General features: G+C 64.1%; 18 protein-coding genes. 8 read left to right on the top strand and 10 right to left on the bottom strand.

The features are described 5' to 3' along the window. The first annotated feature begins 87 nt into the window (after nt 1–87). Nucleotides 88–1,413, top strand: coding sequence for a 30S ribosomal protein S12 methylthiotransferase RimO (gene rimO / locus V1288_RS27500; protein ID WP_334360010.1), 1,326 nt, complete (start codon nt 88–90; stop codon nt 1,411–1,413). A gap of 246 nt (nt 1,414–1,659) precedes the next feature. Then, entirely contained in the window at nt 1,660–2,856 is a 1,197-nt protein-coding gene (locus V1288_RS27495) for an acetylornithine transaminase (RefSeq protein ID WP_334360009.1), read from the top strand. A 96-nt stretch (nt 2,857–2,952) separates the two neighbouring features. On the opposite strand, the gene V1288_RS27490 is transcribed toward V1288_RS27495, so the two are convergent. The 3 genes from V1288_RS27490 to pcsA form a co-directional block, all read right to left on the bottom strand. Beyond that, the gene (locus V1288_RS27490) at nt 2,953–3,927 is read right to left on the bottom strand and encodes a quinone oxidoreductase family protein (RefSeq protein WP_334360008.1); all 975 of its coding nucleotides are present in this window, start codon (nt 3,925–3,927) and stop codon (nt 2,953–2,955) included. A gap of 95 nt (nt 3,928–4,022) precedes the next feature. Beyond that, a complete protein-coding gene (locus V1288_RS27485) occupies nt 4,023–4,748 on the bottom strand; it encodes a TerC family protein (protein WP_334360007.1) in 726 nt (241 codons plus the stop codon). Continuing rightward, nucleotides 4,745–5,479, bottom strand: coding sequence for a phosphatidylcholine synthase (gene pcsA, locus V1288_RS27480; RefSeq protein ID WP_334360006.1), 735 nt, complete (start codon nt 5,477–5,479; stop codon nt 4,745–4,747). The genes V1288_RS27485 and pcsA overlap by 4 nt, the downstream gene beginning before the upstream one ends. A gap of 134 nt (nt 5,480–5,613) precedes the next feature. Between pcsA and V1288_RS27475 the strand changes: the two genes are divergently transcribed. After that, nucleotides 5,614–6,804 carry a UbiH/UbiF family hydroxylase gene (locus V1288_RS27475; RefSeq protein WP_334360005.1) on the top strand — a complete coding sequence of 397 codons (1,191 nt, stop codon included), beginning with the start codon at nt 5,614–5,616 and terminating at the stop codon, nt 6,802–6,804. Nucleotides 6,805–6,885: 81 nt separating this feature from the next. Here V1288_RS27475 and V1288_RS27470 read toward each other — a convergent pair whose 3' ends face one another. Then, nucleotides 6,886–7,839 (bottom strand): AEC family transporter, encoded by a 954-nt coding sequence (locus tag V1288_RS27470; RefSeq protein WP_334360004.1) that lies wholly within the window; start codon nt 7,837–7,839, stop codon nt 6,886–6,888. Nucleotides 7,840–7,962: 123 nt separating this feature from the next. Between V1288_RS27470 and hspQ the strand changes: the two genes are divergently transcribed. After that, nucleotides 7,963–8,295, top strand: coding sequence for a heat shock protein HspQ (hspQ, locus tag V1288_RS27465; protein ID WP_027537766.1), 333 nt, complete (start codon nt 7,963–7,965; stop codon nt 8,293–8,295). Nucleotides 8,296–8,365: 70 nt separating this feature from the next. Here hspQ and V1288_RS27460 read toward each other — a convergent pair whose 3' ends face one another. Next, nucleotides 8,366–9,181, bottom strand: a complete 816-nt coding sequence (locus V1288_RS27460) for an invasion associated locus B family protein (protein ID WP_334360003.1) — start codon at nt 9,179–9,181, stop codon at nt 8,366–8,368. Between the two features lie 260 nt (nt 9,182–9,441). Here V1288_RS27460 and V1288_RS27455 point away from each other — a divergent pair, with 260 nt between their 5' ends. The 3 genes from V1288_RS27455 (at nt 9,442) to V1288_RS27445 (ending at nt 14,171) form a co-directional block, all read left to right on the top strand. After that, nucleotides 9,442–11,259 (top strand): extracellular solute-binding protein, encoded by a 1,818-nt coding sequence (locus V1288_RS27455; RefSeq protein ID WP_334360002.1) that lies wholly within the window; start codon nt 9,442–9,444, stop codon nt 11,257–11,259. A 58-nt stretch (nt 11,260–11,317) separates the two neighbouring features. Next, complete coding sequence (locus tag V1288_RS27450) at nt 11,318–12,823, top strand: class I adenylate-forming enzyme family protein (RefSeq protein WP_334360001.1); 1,506 nt, start codon at nt 11,318–11,320, stop codon at nt 12,821–12,823. Nucleotides 12,824–12,914: 91 nt separating this feature from the next. Then, nucleotides 12,915–14,171 carry a GGDEF domain-containing protein gene (locus V1288_RS27445; protein ID WP_334360000.1) on the top strand — a complete coding sequence of 419 codons (1,257 nt, stop codon included), beginning with the start codon at nt 12,915–12,917 and terminating at the stop codon, nt 14,169–14,171. A gap of 58 nt (nt 14,172–14,229) precedes the next feature. On the opposite strand, the gene mfd is transcribed toward V1288_RS27445, so the two are convergent. Continuing rightward, on the bottom strand, nt 14,230–17,748 hold the full coding sequence (gene mfd / locus V1288_RS27440) for a transcription-repair coupling factor (protein ID WP_334359999.1): 3,519 nt from the start codon (nt 17,746–17,748) through the stop codon (nt 14,230–14,232). Then, nucleotides 17,745–18,035 (bottom strand): FAD assembly factor SdhE, encoded by a 291-nt coding sequence (locus tag V1288_RS27435; protein ID WP_334359998.1) that lies wholly within the window; start codon nt 18,033–18,035, stop codon nt 17,745–17,747. Before V1288_RS27435 ends, mfd begins: the two co-directional genes overlap by 4 nt. A gap of 205 nt (nt 18,036–18,240) precedes the next feature. Between V1288_RS27435 and recG the strand changes: the two genes are divergently transcribed. After that, a complete protein-coding gene (gene recG, locus V1288_RS27430; protein ID WP_334359997.1) occupies nt 18,241–20,346 on the top strand; it encodes an ATP-dependent DNA helicase RecG in 2,106 nt (701 codons plus the stop codon). Here the strand turns inward: recG and V1288_RS27425 are convergent. From V1288_RS27425 to glmS, 3 genes are all read right to left on the bottom strand, one after another. Continuing rightward, nucleotides 20,298–21,281 (bottom strand): dihydrodipicolinate synthase family protein, encoded by a 984-nt coding sequence (locus tag V1288_RS27425; protein ID WP_334359996.1) that lies wholly within the window; start codon nt 21,279–21,281, stop codon nt 20,298–20,300. The genes recG and V1288_RS27425 overlap by 49 nt on opposite strands. A 13-nt stretch (nt 21,282–21,294) precedes the next feature. Continuing rightward, nucleotides 21,295–22,083 (bottom strand): DUF502 domain-containing protein, encoded by a 789-nt coding sequence (locus tag V1288_RS27420; protein WP_334359995.1) that lies wholly within the window; start codon nt 22,081–22,083, stop codon nt 21,295–21,297. Nucleotides 22,084–22,172: 89 nt separating this feature from the next. Further along, nucleotides 22,173–23,999, bottom strand: a complete 1,827-nt coding sequence (gene glmS, locus V1288_RS27415) for a glutamine--fructose-6-phosphate transaminase (isomerizing) (RefSeq protein ID WP_334359994.1) — start codon at nt 23,997–23,999, stop codon at nt 22,173–22,175. Between the last annotated feature and the right edge of the window lie 139 nt (nt 24,000–24,138).

Here is a 24,138-nt window from a genome sequence, read left to right as displayed (position 1 = left end):
ATCCATAGCACGTCAGAAGCGCGCGCAAAGCCTTGTATTTATGGGCAATTGGGACTAGCTCGTGCGTATCAATCAGGCAGATTAGATATGCAACAGGCCGCTGCGCCAAAAGTCAGCTTTGTTTCCCTTGGGTGCCCCAAAGCGTTGGTGGATTCCGAGCGCATCATCACCCGGCTGCGCGCCGAAGGCTATGAGCTGGCGCGCAAGCACGACGGCGCCGACATCGTGATCGTCAACACCTGCGGCTTCCTCGATAGCGCCAAGCAGGAGTCGCTCGGCGCCATCGGCGAGGCGATGGCCGAGAACGGCAAGGTCATCGTCACTGGCTGCATGGGCGCGGAACCGGAGCAGATCGAGGCTGCCTATCCAGGCGTGCTCTCGATATCAGGCCCGCAGCAATATGAGAGCGTGCTGGAGGCCGTGCACCGGGCGTTGCCGCCGGTCCATAACCCGCATTTGGATCTGGTGCCGCCGCAGGGCGTCAAGCTGACGCCGCGGCACTACGCTTACTTGAAGATTTCCGAGGGCTGCAACAACCGCTGCAGCTTCTGCATCATCCCGAAACTGCGCGGCGACCTGGTGTCGCGGCCGGCCAACGACGTTCTGCGCGAGGCGGAACGGCTCGTCACCGCCGGCGTCAAGGAATTGCTTGTCATCTCGCAGGATACGTCGGCCTATGGCGTCGACATCAAATATGCCGACAGCCCGTGGAAGGACCGCCAGGTCCGCGCCAAATTCTTCGACCTCGCCAAAGAACTCGGCGACCTCGGAGCTTGGGTGCGGCTGCAATATGTCTACCCCTACCCGCATGTCGACGAAGTCATCGGCCTGATGACCGAGGGCAAGATTCTGCCCTATCTCGACATTCCCTTCCAGCATGCAAGTCCGGACGTCCTCAAAGCCATGAAGCGTCCCGCCGCGCAGGAAAAGACGCTGGCGCGGATCAAGAAGTGGCGCGATCAATGTCCTGATTTGACGCTGCGCTCGACCTTCATTGTCGGCTTTCCCGGCGAAACCGATTCCGACTTCGCGTATCTGCTCGACTGGCTGGAAGAGGCCGAGATCGACCGTCTCGGCTCCTTCAAATACGAGCCCGTCGCGGGGGCAGCTTCCAACGCCATCGGCAACGCCGTGCCCGACGATATCAAGCAGGAGCGCTGGAACGCGCTGATGGCACGGCAGCAGAAAATCTCCGCCCGGCGTCTGAAGCGCAAGGTCGGCACCAGGCAGCAGATCATCGTTGACGAAGTCGGCCCGACTGTCGCCAAGGGACGTTCAAAGGCCGATGCGCCGCAGATCGACGGCGCGGTCTATCTCTCCAGCCGCCGCCCGTTGAAGGTCGGCGAGATCGTGACGGCGAAGATCGAGCGCGCGGATCAATACGACCTGCATGGCAGCGTCGCCGGATTTTGAAACACTCGACGCCGCTTGACAGGGCCCACCGTTCGGCTGTATGGGCCATCGCCATGAAACTGAACCGGACCAACCGCCGCGCCTGCCTGCGTCGTCGCTCCAGCGACGATGGGTTGTGCCGTGTCCGACGACAACGCTGATCAGCTAGTTTCAGCCAAGTTTTCGAGAAGGCCGCACCCTCAAAAGTGCGGCCTTCTTGCGTTTCGGCCTCGCCTTTCATCCCAGCACCACCCAGAGGAGATCGACATGACTGACGCCACCCATCCGTTCGACGCGCTGATGGAGATTACCGCTCGCCCGCCGGTGGTATTCGTCCGCGGTGCGGGCTCCTATCTCTGGGACGACTCCCGCAAACGCTATCTCGACTTCGTGCAGGGCTGGGCCGTCAACGCGCTCGGCCATTCGCCGCCTGCCGTTGCGGAAGCGCTTGCCGCACAAGCCAACCGGCTGCTGACGCCAAGTCCCGCCTTCTACAACGGCCCCAGCCTCGAGCTGGCCCAGGCGTTGGTCGAGAGAAGCTGCTTCGATCAGGTTTTCTTCGCCAATTCAGGCGCGGAGGCCAACGAGGGCGCCATCAAGCTCGCGCGGAAGTACGGTGCAAAATACAAGAACGGCGCGTTCGAAATCATCACCTTCGAAGGCGGATTTCACGGCCGCACCCTCGCCACCATGTCGGCATCGGGCAAGAAGGCGTTCGAACCGCTGTTCGAGCCGAAAGTATCGGGCTTCCGCAAGGCCAAGCTCAACGACCTCAATTCCGTGAAGGCGCTGATCTCGGACAACACGGTCGCCGTGATGCTGGAGCCGATCCAGGGCGAAGCCGGCGTCTGGCCGGCGACCGATCAATTCCTGCAAGAGTTGCGCGCGCTGACCAACGAGCACGGCCTGCTCCTGATCGTCGACGAGATCCAGACCGGCATGGGCCGCACCGGCAAGCTGTTTCACTACGAACATGCCGAAATCGAGCCCGACATCATGACGCTTGGCAAAGGCATCGGCGGCGGCGTGCCGCTGGCGGCCCTGCTTGCGACCGCGCATGCATCGTGCTTCGAGCACGGTGACCAGGGCGGCACCTTCAACGGCAATCCCTTGATGTGCGCCGCAGGGCTTGCCGTGCTCAAGGAGGTTTCAAAGCCGGAATTCCTGAAAGCGGTGGCCGATGCCGGCCTGTTTCTCGAAAGCGAACTGCAAAAACTGTCTGCCCGGCATGGTCTCGGCGAAGTTCGCGGCCGCGGACTGTTGCTGGCGCTCGATCTCAAACTGCCGATCGGTGCCGCCATCGTGGCCGAGGCGCTGGCGGACGGCGTCCTCATCAACTCGCCGCAGCCCGATGCGCTCCGCTTCATGCCGGCGCTCAACGTCACGCGTGACGAGATATCGCTGATGATCGATTGCCTTGATGCGATTTTGGTGAAGGCAGGGGCTGCAAGGAGGGTGGCGTGATTATTTCCATTGTCGTTCCGGGGCACGCGTAGCGTGAACCCGGAACCTCGAGATTCCGGGTTCGATGCTGCGCATCGCCCCGGAATGACGGTGGAGTCACGGCCGCAGGATCGCTGCCCCCGTCGTCGCGCGACTCTCGAGCTCGATATGCGCCTTGGCGGCATCCTTCAGCGCGTAGGCGTGGTTGATCGGCACGTGGAGCTTGCCGTTGATGACGGCGGCGAACAGCGTGTCGGCACCTTCGAGCAGTTCCTTGCGGGTAGAGACGTAGTCGTTGAGCTTCGGCCGTGTCGCGAACAGCGAGCCGTGATTGTTGAGCTCGGCGAGCGGGAACGGCGGTACAGGGCCGGAAGCGTTGCCGAAGCTGACGAACAGGCCGCGGGGCCTGAGGCACGATAGCGAGCCGGGGAACGTGGTCTTGCCGACACCGTCATAGACGACATCGCAGAGTTCGTTGCGGCTGATCTGCTTCACCCGCGCGACAAAATCTTCCTCATTGTAGAGGATGACGTGGTCGCAGCCATTGGCGAGCGCGAGATCGGCTTTCGCCTTGGAGCCCACGGTACCGATCACATGCGCGCCGAGCGCCTTTGCCCACTGGCAGGCGAGTAGCCCGATGCCGCCCGCGGCGGCATGGATCAGCACCCGGTGGCCGGGCTCGACCTTGAAGGTCTTGTGCAGGAGATACCAGACCGTCAGCCCCTTCAGCATCAGGACGGCGCCCTGCTCGTAGGTGATGTGGTCGGGTAGCTTGACCAGCTTGTCCGCCGGAATCACCCGCTCGCTGGCGTAGCCGCCGAGCGTGAAATAGTAGGCGACCCGGTCGCCGGGGTGAAAATTGGTGACGCCCGGGCCGACGGCCACGACCTCGCCGGCGGCTTCGTTGCCCGCGACGAACGGCAGCCCCGGCGCCTTGTAGAGGCCGGTGCGGAAATAGACGTCGATGAAGTTCAAGCCGACGGCATGTTGGCGAAGGCGAACCTCACCCGGGCCGGGTGCCGCCACGTCCACGTCCTCATACACCAGGGCTTCCGGACCCCCTACTTTGTGCACGCGCACGGCCTTGGTCATGACAGTTTCTCCCTCGGTATTTGCTCAAGCACCCCACTTGACCCGCGAAACGAAAGCCATCGCCGCCGCCTTGTCAACTGATCGGTCCAAACCGGCTATCTGGCGGCCTTCCTGCGGTTGCGCCTGGCGAGCACATTGAACAGTTCAACCGCGGCCGCAAACAACATGGCAAAATAGATGTAGCCGCGCGGGATATGGAATTTGAATCCATCGGCGACCAGCGCCACGCCGATCAGCACCAGGAACGCCAATGCCAGCATCTTGGTGGTCGGGTGATTGGCCACGAACTTTGCCACCGGGCCCGACGAGATGTACATGATCACGCAGGCGATGACGACGGCCGCGATCATGATTTCCAGGTCCTGCGCCATACCGATCGCCGTGATGATCGAGTCCAGCGAAAACACCATATCGATGACGATGATCTGCATGATCGCCCAGAAAAACACGCTCGCCCTGGGTTCAGTATCAGGCTCGCCATGGCTCGCCTCGACTTCGCCGTGGATTTCATGCGTCGCCTTCGCGATCAGAAATGCGCCGCCGGCGATCAGGATGATGTCGCGCCACGACAGGTCCACGTCTCTCACCGTGATGATCGGTTCGGTCAGGCCGATCAGCCACACCAGCACGCTGAGCAGGACGATGCGAAACACCAGCGCAAGAAGCAGGCCGATCTGGCGTGCGCGTTTAGCCTGCGCTGGCGGGATGCGCGAGACGATCACCGAAATGAAAATGACATTATCGATGCCGAGCACGACTTCCAGCGCCGTCAATGTCAGCAGCGCGGCCCAGGCTTCCGGGCTCGTTAACAATTCCATCATGCTCTGAATGACCTTATTCGCCGGATCACCGCGTCACTTCCCACCATGTAGGCCGCAATGGCGCAAAGCCCGACGACGATGGGAGCACCCACGTTGAAGTCGCAGGCGATCGTATACATCGCAAGCGCGGCCCAGACGGCAAGCAGCCACAAAGTCAGCCAGCGCAGACGCACGACCCGGATCGGGTGCAGCACATGAAACGGCGCGAAGGTCAGCGCGATCAGAACTGCAATGCCGAGAGTGGAGAGCGCCGGCGGCAAGTGCAGCAAGAATAAATAAAACGCCGCGGCGTTCCACAGCGCCGGAAATCCGCGGAAGTGATTGTCGGACGCCTTCATGCGCCGGTCTGCGAAATAGAGCGCGCCTGACACCATAATGCCGATCCCGAGCAGCGGCGCCGCCACCGGCAGCAGCATTCCGCTCGCGGTGATCGCATAGGCCGGAACGAAGACGTAGGTCACGAAATCGACCACGAGATCGAGCACCTCGCCCGACCAGTTCGGCTGCAACCTCACGACGTCAAGCTTTCGCGCCAGCGGGCCGTCGATCGCATCGACGATCAGGGCGACGCCAAGCCAGCCGAACATGTTCGCCCAATGCTCGCGCACGGCCTCCAGCATCGCCAGCAACGCAATGCCCGCCCCCATGGCCGTGAAGAGATGCACGGCGAATGCTGCGGTCCGCATTCGGCCGGTCGCGGGTGCGGAATCTGGCTCTGTGGTCTGGTCCATTGCTCCGGCAGTGCTATCAGGAATCGCTCCGGTTTGCATATCGGCGCTTGCGGCGTTCCGCCGCGCGATTGGGCGGAAACATTTCGGCCAGTTGATGGCTTGAAAATGCCGCTCCGAACGTCAATTGTCCCAATATGAACGATGCATCGCAAGTTTATGACGCTGCCGTGATCGGTGGCGGGCCGGCCGGGTTGACTGCAGCAATCGCGCTGGCCGCAACCGGCGCGAGAACCGCCCTGCTCGCCCGCCGCGTCCCCTATGCCGACAACCGCACCACGGCGCTGCTCGGAGCTTCCACCGATCTGCTCGAACGTCTGGACGTCTGGCCCCGCTGCCGCGACAAGGCTGCCGCCTTGCGGACCATGCGCCTCGTCGATGATACCGGCCGGCTGATCCGCGCGCCCGAGGTGCGCTTCGCCTCGGAGGAGATCGGCCTCGAACAATTCGGCTACAACATCGACAACCGCTCGCTGATGGTCGCCCTCGAAGAGCGCGCCGGCGGGCTTTCGAACCTCGTCCGATTTGACGACGAGGCGGCTACGATCGACCCGCAGGATGCGGTCGTCACCGTCCGTACCAGCAGGGGCGACCAGATCGCCGCGCGGCTGGTGATCGGCGCCGACGGCCGGCAGTCGCCTTCCCGCGAGGCGGCCGGAATCGGGATCAGCCGCCGCGACCTGCACCAGTCGGCGCTGACCTTCAACATTTCCCATTCGCGGCCGCACAACGGCATCTCCACCGAGTTTCATACCCCACAGGGTCCGTGCGTATTCGTGCCCCTGCCCGGCAACCGCTGCAGCGTAGTCTGGGTCTCGGCGAGCAGGGAAGCCGAGCGGCTGATGTCGCTCAGCGACGAGGAATTGTCGGAGGCCGCCGAAAGACAGTCCCACTCCATTCTCGGCCGCGTCGAGGTTGAAGCCGGGCGCAACCTGTTTCCGCTGACGATCGAGCGTCCTGCGCAATTCGCCAGCCACCGCGTCGCATTGGTCGGCGAGTCCGCCCATGTGGTGCCGCCGATCGGCGCGCAGGGCCTCAACATGGGACTGCGCGATGCGGCCGATATCGCCGACATCGCTGGGAGTGCGATCTCGCTCGGGGAAGATCCGGGATCGCCGGCAGTGCTGGCGCGCTATCAATCCGCCCGCCGCGCCGACGTCGCGAGCCGGCTGATTGCGATCGATGTCGCCAACCGTTCATTGCTCAGCGATTTCCTGGGCATGCAATCGCTGCGCGCTGCAGGCATGCACCTGCTTGGCTCATTCGGCCCGCTGCGGCGGCTCGCGATGCGCGAGGGGCTGGCGCCGACCTGGAAGCGCGTCAGCTAGCTGCCAGCGTGAGCGCTGTGACCTAGCCCAACTCTACTTTGCATGGGGTTGTTTTCGCGATTTTGTATCTCCGCGCCACACTTACGGAAACACCAGCCGTCCGCTCTGGATGAACCACATCACGCTGGTCAGCGTGACCACGGATGCGAAGGTCCCGATCAGGACGGCGACCGACGCCGGCTCGATCCAGGTATTGTTCTGCCGTGCCATCACGAACACGTTCAACGCCGGCGGCAGCGCGGCCATCAGCACGGCGGTCGTCGCCCAGGGCTGAGCGAACGGCCCCAGCAGCAGCATCAAGCCGAACACGATCAGCGGATGGACCAGGAGTTTTATCGCGATCACGCCGGGCACTTCCCAAGGCACGCGATCGAACGGGCGCAGCGCCACGGTGACGCCGAGCACGAACAGCGCGGTTGGCGCCGCCGCGTTCTGCAGGAACAGCAGGGTTTTGTCGACCGCAACGGGCAGTTGAATATGCAGCGCCGCAGCGAGCGCTCCGGCGGCGGCCGACATGATCAGCGGGTTCAGCACGATCTGCCGCCCGGCGACGCCAATCGCGTGCAGGAAGGACGGATGCTCGCGATCGGTCAGCGCCATCAACAGCGGCACGATCGAGAACAGGAAAATGCTGTCACAGCAGAAGATCAGCGCCGTCGGCGCCGCCGCCTTGCTGCCAAGCACCGCCAGCGCCAGCCCCGGTCCCATGTAGCCAATGTTTCCATAGGCGCCAGCCAGGCCCGAGACCGTCGCCTTGCGCAGCGAGAGGTCGCCGATGATCCGCCCTGTCACCATCGCCAGCACGAACGCGCTGATCGTGCCGATCGTCGTTGCGATCAGGAATGGCGGGTTGTTCAGTTCGGCGAACGGTGTCTCCGACATGATGCGGAACAGCAACGCCGGCAGAGAAACGTACAGCAGGAAGAAGTTCATCCAGGCAAGGCCGGATTCCGGCAGGCCTCTGGTCTTGCCGCAGGCGAAGCCGATGAAGATCAGGCCGAAATAGGGAAGCGCGAGGTTGAGGATATCGACCATCTCGAAAACGTCTTTTCGTCAGTAATTTCGGGGAGATGGCGCCGGATGCGGCCACTACGCGTAAAGGTTAATTCGACCTATTGCCCCTAGCATCGGCCACAATCATGGTCTATTCGACGGGACATGATCAAAGCGCGCACCGCCAAGTTTCAGATCGGGCAGATTGTCCGCCACCGGGTGTTTTCATTCCGGGGCGTGATTTTCGATATCGATCCGGAATTCAACAATACCGAGGAGTGGTGGTTGTCGATCCCAGAGGAGGTTCGGCCTCACAAGGACCAGCCGTTCTATCACCTGCTCGCGGAAAATTCGGAGTCCGAATACGTCGCCTACGTCTCCGAACAAAACCTGCTGCCGGACGATTCCGGCGAGCCGATTCGGCATTCCCAAGTGGCCGAGATCTTCGTGAAGGACAAGTCAGGCGGCTACCGCCCGCGCAATCCGTCGCTGAACTAGCAATTTTCGCCGGCAATAAAAAAGGCGCCCTGCTCGGACGCCTTTTGTGTTTTGTCGAACGATACGGCGCTTACTTCGCCGCCGGATTGGCGCCACCACCCGCGCCCTCGAGCTTCTTGCGTTGCTCTTCGGCCTTCTTCTGCAGCTCTTCCTGCAACTTCTTCTGGTTTTCCTCGAACTGCTTCGGATCGGTCGGCGGACCGTCATAGGCCTTGGCGAATTCACCCGCGAGCGGCAGCGGCAGCGTCAGCGGCGCGCCGTTGGAATTGATCGCCTGAACAACGAGATTCTGGCCCTTCTTCAGGCTGGCGATCAGCTCGGGGGTTGCTTCGTAGTCGGACATGCAACCGTTCTGGAAACAGATGACGTAGGGACCCTGCAGCGGCGCATTGCTGTCGACGATGATTCGGGTTCCGTGCACGAGCTGCATGCCGAGCGGCAGGGTCACGCGCAGGAGCTTCTTCGGCTCACCTTCCGGCTCGATGATGACGGCGGCGATAACGGGCTGGCCGGACTCGATGCGGCCGTCCTTGCCGGTAAAGCAAACCTGCTTGGCGCCGGCTTCCTGGCCCTTGAGGCAGAACTTGGTCCAGGGCGCGTAGATCAACTGGACCTGCTGTTCCTGCGGCTGGGGGGCGGCGCCAGCGGGAGCGCCGGCCGGCGGGGCTTGCGCAGCCGGGGCACCGGCGGGACCCTTGGGAGCAGCCTTCGGAGGCGCTTTCGGAGCGGCGGGCGCGGGAGCGGCCTTGGGGGCGCCGGGCGCCGGCGCGGGCTGCTGGGCTTGCGCGCCCGAAGCGATCAACGTTGCCGACAAGGCCGAGGCCGCCAACAGGGCCGAGAGCTGCCCATGCGGCCGGATCGACCCGGCCAAGATACGGAAATTCATTGCGGAAAACCCTTTCTGAACCGCAGCGCCCGAAACCGCTACAGGCACCGACACCTAGCCGCGCTGGGGCGGCTGTCTCGTTGGCAATTGAGGCGGATACGTGACAGGCGTTCCCGCCATCATCAACTGCCCGCCTTCAATACAGCGGCAGACGAAAAGATCAATGCCGACAGGCATGTTTGGCGTTCCTCGCAGGCCGAGGCCGAAGCCTATGGTAAAGCTCTCGGGTGCGCATTTTCGAATCAAATTCGCGGCCGTCTATGACCGTCTCCCGGCGTATACGCCTGCGTGTGCTGGCCTGTATCGCCCTCGCGCTGGGTGTGGCGCCGGTTGGCGAAGCGAGGGCGATCGAAAGCCACGCGCTGGCGATGCACGGCGCGCCGGCCCTTCCCGACGGTTTCACCCACATGCCCTACGCCAATCCCGATGCGCCGAAGGGCGGGCGGCTGGTCTGGGGCCTCCTTGGAACCTTCGACAGCCTCAATCCCTCGATCGTTCGCGGCATAGCCGTTCAGCAGATCAGGGGCTTTGTGGTCGAGAGCCTGATGGCGCGCGGCAATGACGAGGCCTTCACGCTCTATGGCTTGCTGGCCAAAAGCGTCGAGACCGACGATGCGCGCAGCTATGTGACCTTCTACCTGGACCCCAAAGCGCGCTTCGCCGACGGCAAGCCGGTCACGGCGGAGGACGTCCTGTTTTCGTGGGCCCTGCTGCGCGACAAGGGCCGTCCCAATCACCGCCAGTACTATTCCAAAGTCGCAAAGGCCGAGGCGCCCGATCCGCTCACGGTGCGGTTTGATTTCGGCGGCGCCAATGACCGCGAGCTGCCGCTGATCCTCGGCCTGATGCCGGTCCTGCCGCGGCACGCGGTCGATCCCGCGACGTTCGAGGAAACCACGATGACCGGACCGATCGGTTCGGGCCCCTATCGCGTCACCGCCGTCAAGCCGGGAGCCAGCGTCACGCTGACCCGCAATCCCGACTACTGGGGCCGCGACCTGCCGGTCAATCGCGGCTTGTGGAATTTCGATGAGATCAGGCTCGACTTCTATCGCGAATCCAATGGCCAGTTCGAGGCGTTCAAGCGCGGCCTCTACGACTTCCGCGTCGAGCACGAACCGCTGCGCTGGCACGACGGCTACGATTTTTCGGCGGCCCGCAACGGCGAAGTGATTCGCGATACCATCAAGACCGGGATGCCGCAGCCAGCGGAATTCCTGGTGTTCAACACGCGGCGTCCGGTATTTGCCGACATCCGGGTGCGGCAGGCGCTGACGTTGCTGTTCGATTTCGAGTGGATCAATCGCAATTATTTTTTCGGGCTCTATGCGCGCGCCGCGGGCTTCTTCGCAGGGTCCGAACTGTCGGCCTATACCCGCCCCGCCGACGATCGCGAGCGCGAGCTTTTGAAACCATTCCCCGGGCGCATCCGGCCGGATATTCTGGACGGCAGTTACCGCCTGCCCGTCACCGACGGATCGGGGCGCGATCGCACGACGCTGCGCAGCGCGCTCAAATTGCTGTCGGAAGCCGGCTACGATCTCGATGGAACCGTGTTGCGGCAGCGTGCGACCAAAACCCCCGTCACCTTCGAAATCCTGGTGACGACGCGCGATCAGGAACGGATCGCGCTGGCCTATCAGCGCGACCTCAAGCGCGCCGGCATCGATGCCAGCGTGCGCGCGGTCGATCCCGTGCAGTTCGACCAGCGCCGGCTCGGCTACGAGTTCGACATGCTGCAGAACCGCTGGGATCAATCATTGTCCCCCGGCAACGAGCAGTCCTTCTACTGGGGCAGCCAGGCCGCCGACATTCCCGGCACGCGGAATTACATGGGGGCCAAGGAGCCGGCCATAGACGCCCTGATTGCGGCGCTGCTTGAGGCGCGCGAGCGCCCCGCCTTCGTCTCCGCGGTACGGGCGCTCGATCGCGCCCTGATATCGGGCTTCTACGCCATCCCCGTTATTAACGTGCAGGAGCAATGGATCGCGCGATGGAATCGGATAGAACGGCCTGCAGCGACCGCGTTGACGGGCTATCTGCCGGAAACCTGGTGGCAGAAGCCGGAAGCGAAGTGAACTCGCCAAATGAACTCGCAAACTGATGCAGCCCTCGTGACAGAGCCGAAGTAACGCCGTGACCCAGCCCACCGCCTCGCCAACGCTCGATACGTTGTTCAAACGGAACCTGGCGCGGAAGCCGGATGCGCTGGCGCTGGTCGATCCGCTCAACAAGCAGCGCATCACCGGCCAGCCGCCGAAGCGTCTCACCTTCGCGCAGGCCGACCGCATGATCTCGTCGCTGGCCGCGCACTTCATCGAATCCGGCCTGCCATCCAATTCGGTGATAGCGGTTCAACTGCCCAACACCATCGAATTCGCGCTCACCGTGCTTGCCGCCTTCCGCGCCGGCCTTGTCGTCGCGGTGTTGCCGCTGCTCTGGCGGCAGTCGGAATTGACCATGACGCTCAACCGCACTGCCGCGCGGGCGATCGTGACCACGGGCAAGGTCGACGGCGTGGTCTATTCGGACATCGCCATGAACGCCGCCGCCGAAGCGTTCTCGATCCGCCATGTCTGCGGCTTCGGCAGCGACCTGCCCGAAGGCATGGCCTCACTCGACAACGCGATTTTCCGGGAATCCCTGACCACGCGTCCCGTGATCCAGGACGGCCGCAAGGCGGCGCTGATTTCCTTCGACGTCACCTCGGACGGCTTCCGGCCGGTCCCCCGCGCCCATCTCGGCCTGATTGCCGGCGGCCTTGCGATGTCGCTCGAAAGCGACGTGCCGCAGGGCGCAACCGTCCTGTCGGCGTTCTCGCCGATGTCGTTTGCCGGCCTCGCCTCGTCGCTGGCGGTCTGGCTGCTGTCGGGCGGAACGCTGGTGCTGCACCATCCGTTCGACGAGGAGGTGCTGGAGGAGCAGATCAACGAGCAGGCCTGCGACACGCTGATCGCGCCTGCTCAATTGGCGTTGCGGCTGGACGAAATGGACCTCGCCGCGCGGATGCCAAGCCTGCGCAACGTCATCGGCCTGTGGCGCACGCCCGAACAGGTCGGCTCCAGCGCATGCTGGTCCGCGCAACAGGCGACGCTGACCGATGTCTATCTGTTCGGCGAGGCCGGATTGTTCGGCGCCCGCCGGATCGCGGAGGACGGCTCGCCGGCCCTGATCAAGCCCGGCCCCCACGGCGCGCCGCGCGAATTGCCGGGATCGTCGATCGCAGGCGAGGTGCTGCTGACGCCACGCGGCACGCTGGGACTGCGCGGGCCGATGGTGCCGGTTGCGGCCTATGCGCCGCCTCCGCCGCCGAGTGACTCCCTGATCGCCTCGCCGCCGCGCGACTACGTCGATACGGATTACGCGGCGCGGCTGGACCGCGCGACTGGCACGATCAATGTCACCGCGCCACCGTCCGGCGTCATGACTGTCGGCGGCTACCGGTTCCTGGCGCAGGACCTGCAGGAGTGGGCGCGGCGGCTCGGCCAGGGCGCGCTCCTGACCGCGCTGCCCGACCGCCTCAGCGGCCACCGGCTCGCCGGCCGCGCGCTCGACAACGCGCGCGCCCGGGACGCGCTGACAGAACTTGGTCTTAACCCATTGATGGTGGAAGCATTTCGCGACCGGAGCAGTGCGGCCTGAGAACCTCCGGCAGGGGCGGCGTTGACGCCGCATTAAGCGCCGCGAACTAGGATCGCCGGCTCCAGACGTGCGGCTGATCCGAGTTCTCAAGATGTCCCAGCAAGGTCCGATCCTCGTCGTGTCGAACGCGAGACGGCCGTCCTTCGCCGCCACGCTCGACCTCGCGAGGCTGTTTCCGGTGGTCGAGACCGAGTGGATGGACGCGGTGCGGGCCGTCGAGCAAGTGCAACCGGCCGCCGTGCTGGCTGCCACCTCCGACGCCGATGCAGCCGGACTGGCGGAGCTGGCAGCGCGGGTTGCGGCTCGCCAGCCTTATCTGCCGATGATCGCGGTCGATCCGCGGGTCCCAAATCCAGACAACGTCATTCCCTTCTTTCAGAGCCGAACCTCGCAAACCCAATCCTCCCAACCCCAAGGCGGTGCCGACCGTCTGGTGGCCCGCCTGCGTGCCGCGCTACGCGTGCGGTCGTTGCATGCGACCGTGATGCGCCGGCTGGTGCCGGCAACGCCGATGGCGCTGTCGGATATCGATCCGGCGCGCGACGCCACCGTGCTGTTGATCGGCCGCGGCGGCGCCTATCCGACATTGTCGGTCGCGCTTGGCGAGCGCACCGGCGTAGTCGGCGCGCTCTCGATCGAGGCGGCGGCGAAGCATCTCAATGTCAGAGACATCGACGGCATCGTGCTTGGTGAAGGTTTCAGCCTGCGCGTGGTCGACGCCTTCCTCACCGTGCTGACGGAGGATGCCCGTTTCCGCAACCTTCCCGTGGTCGTGACGGCAAACGATCTGGCGCCGGCCTACGATCTGCCCAACCTCGAGATCGTTCCCACCGACGCCGCCCAGGTGGTGGCGACCGCGCTGCCGCTGATCCGCCAGCATGCCTTCGAAGCAAATCTGAGTCGCACGCTGAAGGCCATCGACGCCGATGGCCTGATCGACGCGCGGACCGGCCTGCTCACCCCTGACGCCTTCGAGCGCGACTTCGCCAGCGCCATCTACCAGACCCAGCAGCGCGGCGGCGGATTGTCGGTCGCACGCTTTGCGTTCGATCCCGAGCATCCCCGCGCGCAATTCGATGGCGCGCGAATCATCAGCCGCTTGATGCGGCAAATGGATTTCGGCGCCGCCCAGCAAGACGGCTCGGTGGTCGTGGTCTTTGCCGAAACCGACCTGAAGACGGCACACACCATCGCGCGGCGGCTGTCGAGCGTGATGCGCCATACCAGCCACGGCACGTGCGCCGCACGCTCGGAACCGACCGTCACGGTCGCAACGCTGCTGCCGAATGATTCCGCGAAGTCGTTGCGGTCGCGGCTTCAGGAAGAAGCGCATCGCGCGGCGTCGTGAAAGTGCGCCACGCCAGTCCGTAGGGTGGGCAAGCTTCGCTTTCCTACCTTCCGACCACCTACGCCGCCTTCTTGCTCTCGGCGAGATTGGCGAGCTGCCGCAAAATCTCGGTCGTGCCCATCAGCCGCTCTTCCGGCGTCTTCCACGTCTGCAGGAACACCACCTTCATGTCGGGCCGCACCTTGGCGGCCTGACCGTGCTGGCGGATGAAGAACACCAGCCGGTCCGGCTGCGCAAATTTGTTCTCACGGAACGATATCACCGCGCCCTTTGGTCCGGCGTCGACCTTCTCGACATTGGCGCGCCGGCAATAGGCCTTGATCGCGGCGACTTTGAAGAGATAGCGGACTTCGTCCGGCAATACGCCAAAACGGTCGCGCATCTCGGCGGCGAAATTGTCGATCTCCTCGTCGGTTTCGAGATCGGCCAGCCGCCGGTACAGCGACAGCCGCACGGCGAGGTCGTTGACGTAATCCTCAGGGATCAGCACCGGCATGCCGATGGTGATCTGCGGCGACCAGCGGTCCGCGGCAGGCTCCACTACGCCGGCCTTGAGATTGAGGATCGCCTCCTCCAGCATCGATTGATAGAGCTCGAAGCCGACTTCCTTGATGTGGCCGGACTGCTCTTCGCCGAGCAGATTGCCGGCACCGCGGATATCGAGGTCGTGCGAGGCCAACTGAAAGCCCGCGCCCAGCGTTTCCAGCGACTGCAGCACCTTCAACCGCCGCTCGGCCTGCGCTGTGATCTTCTGCTGCGGCGGTAGCGTGAACAGCGCATAGGCCCGCAGCTTCGAGCGCCCCACCCGGCCGCGCAACTGATAGAGCTGCGCCAGCCCGAACATGTCTGCGCGATGCACGATCAGCGTGTTGGCGGTCGGAATATCGAGGCCGGACTCGATGATCGTGGTCGAGAGCAGGATGTCGTATTTGCCGTCATAGAACGCCGACATGATGTCTTCGATCACGGTCGGCGGCATCTGGCCGTGGGCGACTGCGACCTTCATCTCCGGCACATTTTTGTCGAGGAAATCCCTGACGCTGGCGAGGTCCTCGATCCGCGGCACCACGTAGAACGCCTGCCCGCCACGGTAGCGTTCGCGCAGCAACGCCTCGCGGATCATAAGCTGATCGTGCGGCGCCACGAAGGTGCGCACGGCCAACCGGTCGACCGGCGGCGAAGCGATGATCGAGAGGTCGCGGACACCGGTCAGCGCCAGTTGCAGCGTCCGCGGGATTGGCGTGGCGCTCAGCGTCAGCACGTGCACCTGGGCACGAAGTTGCTTCAGCCGCTCCTTGTGGCTAACCCCGAAGTGTTGTTCCTCGTCGACGATCAGAAGGCCGAGATCGCGGAACTTGATCGACTTGCCGAGCAGCGCATGGGTGCCGATTACGATGTCGACATTGCCCTCCGTCAGCCCCTTCTTGACCTGCGTCAGTTCCTTGGCTGGAATCAGGCGTGAGGCCTGCGCGACGTTGACCGGAAAGCCGCGGAAGCGTTCCGCAAAATTCTTGCTGTGCTGGCGCGCCAGTAGCGTGGTCGGCACCACGACGGCGACCTGCTTGCCGTCGAGCGCGACCGCAAACGCCGCGCGCAGCGCTACCTCAGTCTTGCCGAAGCCGACGTCGCCGCAGATCAGCCGGTCCATCGGACGGCCGCTTTCGAGGTCTTTCAGCGTGGACGTGATGGCCCCCAACTGGTCCTCGGTTTCCTCATAGGGGAAGCGCGCGCAGAACTCGTCATAGACATGCGGCTGCACCGGCATTTTCGGCGCTTCGTGCAAATGCCGCTCGGCCGCGATCTTGATCAGTTCGCCGGCGATCTCGCGGATACGGTTCTTGAGTTTCGCCTTGCGCGCCTGCCAGCCACCGCCGCCCAGCCTGTCGAGTTCGACATTGGCGTGGTCAGAGCCGTAGCGCGACAGCAGTTCGATATTCTCGACCGGCAGGAACAGCTTTGTTTCCGCGGCATAATGCAATTCGAGGCAGTCATGCGGCGCGCCGCCGACCTCGATGGTCTGCAACCCGACAAAGCGCCCGATGCCGTGCTCGACGTGAACCACGAGATCGCCGGTCGCAAGGCTGGTGACCTCCGAGATGAAGTTGTCGAGCTTGCGGCTCGATTTGCGCGGCCGCACCAGGCGGTCGCCGAGAATGTCCTGCTCGCTGATGACAGCGAATTCATCGGTCTCGAAACCGCTTTCCATGCCGACGACCGCCAGCATGGCCTCGTTGCGCGGCGTTGCCTGTACCGCGCGCCAGGTGTTGACGCTGGTGAGGTTGGCGAGCTTGTGATCCCTGAGCATGCTGCCCATGCGGTCACGGGAGCCTTCGCTCCACAGCGTGATCACCACCTTCTTGCGTTGCGCTTGCAACGCCAGCACGTGCGCCACGACAGCCTCGAACACGTTGACCGAACCGTCGGCACGTTCGGGCGTGAAGTTGCGGCCTTGCCGCGCGCCGGCGTCGAACACATCGGCGCTGCCCTCAGGCACCGCAAATGGCGTAAGCCGCGCCACTGCCGCCTCACCGAGGCGCGTGGTCCACTCGGGTTCCGTCAGGTAGAGCCGGTCCGGCGGCAATGGCTTGTAGATCGCACCGGAGCCCGGGTGTTCCAGCGCCTCGCGCCTGGCCTCATAATAGTCCTCGATCTGCTTGAAGCGTTCGCGCGCGGCGTCCTCGCTCTGCGGCTCGATCGCGACCGGCGCGCCGTCGAGATAATCGAACAGCGTGTCCATCCGCTCCTGGAACAGCGGCAGCCAATGCTCCATGCCGGGATGGCGTCGGCCCTCGCTGACGGCTTCATAAAGCAGATCGTCGCGCTGCGGCGCGCCGAAAGTGGCGACATAGCCCATGCGAAATCGACGGATGGTTTCGGTAACGAGTTGGAATTCCGATACCGGAACCAGATCGAGCGCGCGCATGTCGAGCAGCGTACGCTGGGTTTCCGCATCGAACGTACGGATCGATTCGAGAGCGTCGCCGAAGAAGTCGAATCGCACGGGTTGGTCGAGCCCGGCCGGAAACAGATCGAGGATACCTCCGCGAACGGCATACTCGCCGGGCTCGCGCACGGTCGAGGAGCGGTTGTAGCCGTTGTGCTCCAGCCAGGCGACGATCGAGTCCATCGGCACGACATGGCCGGGCGCCACTGAGAGCGCCTGCGCCGCCACCACCTCGCGCGCAGGCACGCGCTGCACGATGGCGTTGACGGTCGTCAGCACGATCAGTGGCTTGTCACTGCCCTGCAGGCGCGACAGCCGCGCCAGCGTGGTCAGGCGCTGCGCCAGGATGCCGCCGTGCGGCGACACCCGGTCATAGGGCTGGCAATCCCAGGCCGGAAACTGCATCACGGGCAAATCGGGGGCGAAGAACTCCAGCGCCCGCGCAAGCTGCTGCATGCGCGGGCCGTCGCGGCAGACGACCGCAAGGCTCACGGTCGGCGGTTTCGGCTTCGCGGCGACGGCGCGCGCGAGGTCCGAGATGACAAGCCCCTCTGCGCCCTCGGCGACATTGGCAAAGGTCAGCGCGCGGCTGGCAGCAAGCAGTGCAGCGGGTGATTTGACAGGCGCCTTCATGCGTCGTGATCCACGGCGCGAAACGCCTTGATGCGGTCGAACAGCGCGGTCGCATATTCCGGATCGAGCGGCGTGTCGCCGATCAGCGCGGCGTAGAGATCGGGATCGGGCACCTCGATCAGGCGTTCCAGTTCGGCCAGATCATCATCGCGCATGGCGGATATCTCGGCATCCGCAAAGCGTCCAAGGATGAGATCCATCTCGCGGGTGCCGCGATGCCAGCAGCGGAATAAAAGCCGCTTGCGGCGGTCGTCGAGGCCGCCGCTTGACCGTGTCGTACCCGTCATTGTCCCATTCCATTTCGAACGCCAAAAGCCCGGACGTGCCGGGCGGGGTTGATATAGCGGTCGGGATCGGCAATGTCAGCCCTTGCTGCACGCAATTATCAACTACCTCGTCATTGCCGGGCTTGACCCGGCAATCCATCCTCTTTTGAAGATGGATGCGCGGGTCAAGCCCGCGCATGACGCACGATGTGCGATGAGAGAGCCGATGCGCCCCACCCTGCTCAATCCGCTGTTTGCGCCGGTCACGGGTCTTCCCGGTGTCGGGCCGAAGCAGGACAAGCTGTTGCGCTATCTGCTGTCGCGCGATGAGACGCCGCGGCTGGTCGACCTCTTGTTGCACCTGCCGGCCAGCGTGATCGACCGCCGGGCGCGGCCGAAGATCCGCGAGGCGGTGCAGGGAACCGTGGTGACGCTGGAGGTCACCGTGAACCGCCATCGGCCGCCGCCGCGCAATTCCCGAGCGCCCTACCTCGTCTATGCCTCAGACGATACCGGCGACGTGGTGCTGACGTTCTTCCGCGCCAAGCCCGGCTATGTCGAAAAGCTGCTGCCGGTCGGCGAGAAGCGCTACGTGTCCGGCACGCTGCAAATGTATGACGGCATTCCGCAGATCGTGCACCCGGACCGCGTCGTCGATGAGGCCGGATTTGCAAAGCTCAGCGGCATCGATCCCGTCTATCCGCTCACGGAAGGCCTGGCGCTGGGTTCGCTGCGCCGCGCGATCGCACAGGCGCTGCAAAAGCTGCCGGAACTGCCCGAGTGGATCAGCCCGGAAGTCATTCGGCGCTGCAGCTTTCCGCCGATCAGCCAAGCGCTGAACCGCGTGCATGTGCCGCTCGAACTCACCGACATCCTGCCCGATGGCCCGTTCTGGTCGCGGCTTGCGTTTGACGAACTGCTGGCGGGTCAACTGGCGCTGGCGCTGGTGCGCGCGCAGTTGCGGCGCCCGGCCGGCGATCGCAACGCCGGCGACGGCCATCTGCGCCACAAGATCATCGACGCGCTGCCCTATGCGCTGACGTCCTCGCAGCGCGAGGCGATGGCCGCCATCGCCGAGGATCTGCGTCAGCCGGTGCGGATGCTGCGGCTGCTGCAGGGCGACGTCGGCTCCGGCAAAACGGTGGTGGCGCTGCTCGCTGCCGCTGCGGTCATCGAGGCCGGCAAGCAGGCCGCACTGATGGCACCGACCGAAATTCTCGCCCGCCAGCATATCAAGACCATCGCGCCGCTGGCCGAACGCGCCGGCTTGCGCGTGGCGATCCTGACTGGCCGCGAAAAGGGCAAGGAGCGGCGCGAAATCCTCGCCCATCTCGAAGCCGGCGAGATCGATTTCCTGGTCGGCACCCATGCGCTGATCCAGGACGACGTGATCTTCAAGGCACTCGCGCTCGCCGTGGTCGACGAGCAGCACCGTTTCGGCGTGCGCGAACGGCTCGCGCTGACCAACAAGGGCGAAGCGGTCGACGTGCTGGTCCTGAGCGCGACGCCGATCCCGCGCACGCTGGTGCTCACATACTTTGGCGATATGGACGTCTCCGAACTGCGCGAAAAACCGGCCGGCCGTCAGCCGATCGACACCCGCGCGGTTCCCGCCAGCCGCCTCGACGAGGTGACGGATGGCGTCGGCCGCGCGCTGCAGGCCGGCAAACTGGTCTACTGGATCTGCCCGCTGGTGGAGGAATCGGAAGCCGAAGGCACCGGGCACCTCACCAACGCGACGGAACGGTTTGAAAAGCTGCAGCAGCGCTTCGGTGACAGGGTTGGTCTCGTCCACGGGCAGATGAAGGGCACGGAGAAGGACCGCGTGATGGCGCAATTCGCCGCCCACGAGATCGGGCTACTGGTGGCGACCACCGTGGTCGAGGTCGGCGTCGACGTCCCCGCCGCGACCATCATGGTGATCGAGAACGCCGAACGCTTCGGGCTTGCGCAATTGCACCAGTTGCGCGGCCGGATCGGGCGCGGCTCGGAGGCGTCAACCTGCCTGCTGCTCTACAAGGAGCCGCTCGGCGAAATGTCGAAGGCGCGGCTGAAGGTGATCCGCGAGACCACCGACGGCTTTCGGATCGCCGAAGAAGACCTGAAGCTGCGCGGCGAAGGCGACGTGCTCGGCATCCGCCAGAGCGGCCTGCCCGGCTATCGCATCGCCCGTTCCGACGTGCACGCCCAGCTGATCACGCAGGCGCGTGATGAGGCGCTTCGTATCATGAAGGACAATCCAAAACTCAAGGGCGAGCGCGGCGAGGCGCTGCGCTGTTTGCTTTACCTGTATGAGCGCGATGAAGCCGTGCCGCTGATCGGCGCGGGATAAGTCCTGCTCGCATCAGCCATGGCAATGCGCCGCCGGTAGTGCTCGGTGCCCTCGACGATCTTGTCCAGCAGCGCGTCGAGCGCCCAGAATTTTTCGTGGATATCGAAGGTGACGGCACGGCTGTCGGTGCAGGCGAACGTCCCGAGACGCTGGTGGTAGAGCTTTGCGAGCTTCGGATAGCCCATCGGTTCGGCCATCGCCGACAGCGCAAGGTAGACGGAAAGTTCGTCCGCCAGTGCCGGATGGGCGGCCGCCTCGATCATCATCCACTTGTAGAGATCGGGATGGAAGTTGGTGAACACGCCGGTGAACCCTCGCGAACCGGCTTTCATCGCATTGAAGGCAATCGCCGCATTGGCGTTGACGATGGCAAGCGGCGTTCCCCTGGTCAGCGCCACCCGGCGTCTCACCGTTTCGAGGTCGCAGGATACGTCCTTGAGGATGACAAAGCGGCCGGTACCGGCGCAGAAGGTCAGTTCATCATCGCTGAGCAAGCGGCGATAGGGGGCCGGGCACTCGTAGAGACCGAGGGGCATTTGCTTCGGCAACCGGTCGAGCAGCCAGGTCAGATCGTCGATGAACCTGCTGCCGCCTTCCCGCCTGGCATCGAGACGGTTGGAGACGAGCACCATGCCGTCAACTCCGGTGGCGGCAATCGCCGTCAGCTCGGCAAGCTGGTCATCCAGGCTTTCGCTGATGTGGCCGGAAGCGATCACCGGGACGCGGCCGGCTGCGGCTTTCCTGACGAAGGCGGCGAGTTCGACGCGTTCTTCCAGGCTGAGATACTGCATTTCGCTGGATTGACAGACTGCAAACAGCGCATCCGAACCATTGTCGATGTACCATTCCACCAGCCGGCCGAGGCCCGGATAGTCGATCTGGCCGTTTTCGGCAAACGGCGTGATCATCACGGGAATGATGCCTTCGATCTTCATGATTTCGGCCCGTCTACTCCACCTTCACTTTTGCCGGAGCCGGCTTCAACCCGGCAGCCGAATTGGCCACGCGCGCCGCGTTCGCCATGCCGGCCAGGGCGGCGGCATTCCGTTTCTGCGGATCGGAGCCGGGCTGCACCACGCCGGCCGACATGATCAGGGTCGCGGCGTCTTCGGTGCTCATGTCGACTTCGATGATCTTGCTCTTCGGCACGTAGAAGAAGAAACCGGTGGTCGGGTTCGGCGCGCAAGGCAGGAAAACCGAGATATGCTCTTCCTCGCCGGGAAGCTGGCTGGCGATGTTCACGCTCGGCGACTGCGAGATCAAAACGATCGACCACATCCCCGGCGAGGGAAATTCGACCAGGCCGACCTTGCGAAAGCTCGACCCCTTGCCCGAGAACAGCGTCTCGAACACCTGCTTGAGGCCGCGATAGATCGCGCGCACCACCGGCATGCGGCCGAGCAGGCGTTCGCCGAGATCGACCAGCGTCCGCCCGATCAGGTTGGCGGTGAGGAAACCGAGCAGCGTCAGCGCAACCACGGCGACGATCAGCCCCGAACCGGGCAAGCCGAACGGCAGGTAGGTTTCGGGCCGATAGACCGTCGGCACGAACGGGCGGACAAGATTGTCGACCCAGTTCACGAACCACCAGGTCAGATAAAACGTGATCGCGACCGGCCCTGCGACAACCAGTCCGGTCAGAAAATAGTTCCGAAAACGGGCCATTAGGCCGGCGTGGTGCGGCTCCGGCGGGGGTTCCTCCGGGGACGCGGTCGGGGGCAGTTCTTCGCGGTTCATCGTGGTTCCAGGTCGGAGCAGCCGGCTTGTTCCAGCTAAGCCATCCTAGCAGATTTTTGAAGGGCCAACGTGACAACCGATTGACTTGACTATTCGACCGTTACCGATTTCGCGAGATTTCGCGGCTGGTCGACGTCGGTGCCCATCACCACCGCGGTATGATAGGCCAGCAACTGCACCGGGATGGCATAGACCATCGGGGTGAACGCCGCCGCCATGTCGGGCAGCACGATGGTGACCAGGGATTCGATGGTGGCTTCCGCCGCGCCCTTGGCGTCGGTCATCAGGATGATGTTGCCGCCGCGGGCCGCGACTTCCTGCATGTTGGAAACGGTCTTCTCGAACACCCGGTCGAACGGCGCGATCACCACGACCGGCATGTTCTCGTCGATCAGCGCGATTGGCCCGTGCTTGAGTTCGCCGGCGGCATAGCCCTCGGCATGGATGTAGGAAATTTCCTTCAGCTTCAGCGCGCCTTCCAGCGCCAGCGGATAGCTGGTGCCGCGCCCGAGATAGAGCACGTCCTTTGATTTCGAGATGTCGCGCGCCAGTTTTTCGATCTGCGGTTCCGATGTCAGCGCCGCCGTCATCAGCCGCGGAATCTCGACGAGGCCGTGGACGAGTTTTGTCTCGTCCTCATCCGACAATTCGCCGCGCGCCTTGCCGGCCGCGACCGCGAGCGAGGCCAGCACCATCAACTGGCAGGTAAACGCCTTGGTCGAGGCGACGCCGATTTCGGGACCGGCCAGCGTCTGCAGCACGGTTTCGCTTTCGCGCGCAATCGTCGAGGTCGGCACGTTGACGACCGATACGGTGTGGACGCCCTGGGCCTTGGCGTAGCGCAGCGCTGCCAGCGTGTCGGCGGTTTCGCCCGACTGCGAAATGAAGATCGCGAGATCCCCCTTGCGCAACGGCGCCTCGCGGTAGCGGAATTCGGAGGCGACATCGACTTCGACCGGAATGCGCGCCAGCCGCTCGAACCAGTATTTGGCGACGTAGCCGGCATAGCTCGCGGTGCCGCAGGCCGTGATCGAAATGCGCTGGATGTCCCTGAAATCGAACGGCAGCTTGACCGGCAGGATGACGCGCTCGCTCGCCATGTCGATGTAGCGCGCCAGCGTGTGGCCGACCACTTCCGGCTGCTCATGGATTTCCTTGGCCATGAAATGGCGGTAGTTCGCCTTGTCGACCAGCGAGGTCGCGGCGCTGTGCTTGACCGCATCGCGGTGAACGATCGCGTTGGTCTTGTCGTAGATGACAGCGCCCTTGCGCGTCAGCACCACCCAGTCGCCGTCTTCGAGATAGCTGATGGTGTCAGTGAACGGCCCGAGCGCGATCGCGTCCGACCCCAGATACATTTCGCCGTCGCCGTGACCGATCGCGAGCGGCGGGCCGTTGCGGGCGCCGATCATCAGATCGTCGTCGCCTGAGAAGATGAACCCGAGCGCGAACGCGCCGCGCAATTCCGACAGCGCCGCCCTCACCGCCTCGACCGGCTTGATGCCCTGCTGCAGCAGGCTGTCGACCAGGTGCAGAACGATCTCGGTATCGGTTTCGGTCTTGAACACCGTCCCCTTCTTCTCGAGCGCTTGGCGCAGCTCGCGGAAATTCTCGATGATGCCGTTGTGAACCACGGCGACGCGATCGGTCGCATGCGGATGCGCGTTGTTCTCGGTCGGCCTACCGTGGGTCGCCCAGCGGGTATGCCCGATTCCGGTGTGGCCCTTGAGCGGTTCGGCACCCAGCCGCTTTTCGAGGTTCTTCAGCTTGCCCTCGGCGCGGCGGCGCGCGAGGTGACCGCCTTCCAGCGTGGCGACGCCTGCGGAATCATAACCGCGATATTCAAGCCGCTTGAGTGAATCCACCAACAGCTCCGCGACCGGAGCTTTCCCAAGAATGCCGACAATGCCGCACATGCGGTTCTATTTCCCCAAATCGACGAATAGCGTCGCAACCCGGGATTCTCTTAACGAGAAATGCAGTCCGACAGATACTCAATAATTGTTGCGTATTGAGACAGTCTTAAGCGGAAAGCTTAACGGCCCGCCTGACCAG

The sequence above is a fragment of the Bradyrhizobium sp. AZCC 2176 genome, from assembly GCF_036924645.1.
GTDB lineage: Bacteria > Pseudomonadota > Alphaproteobacteria > Rhizobiales > Xanthobacteraceae > Bradyrhizobium.
The sequence above is the reverse complement of the archived record's forward strand: the minus strand, read 5'-3'. Positions and strand labels throughout refer to the sequence as shown.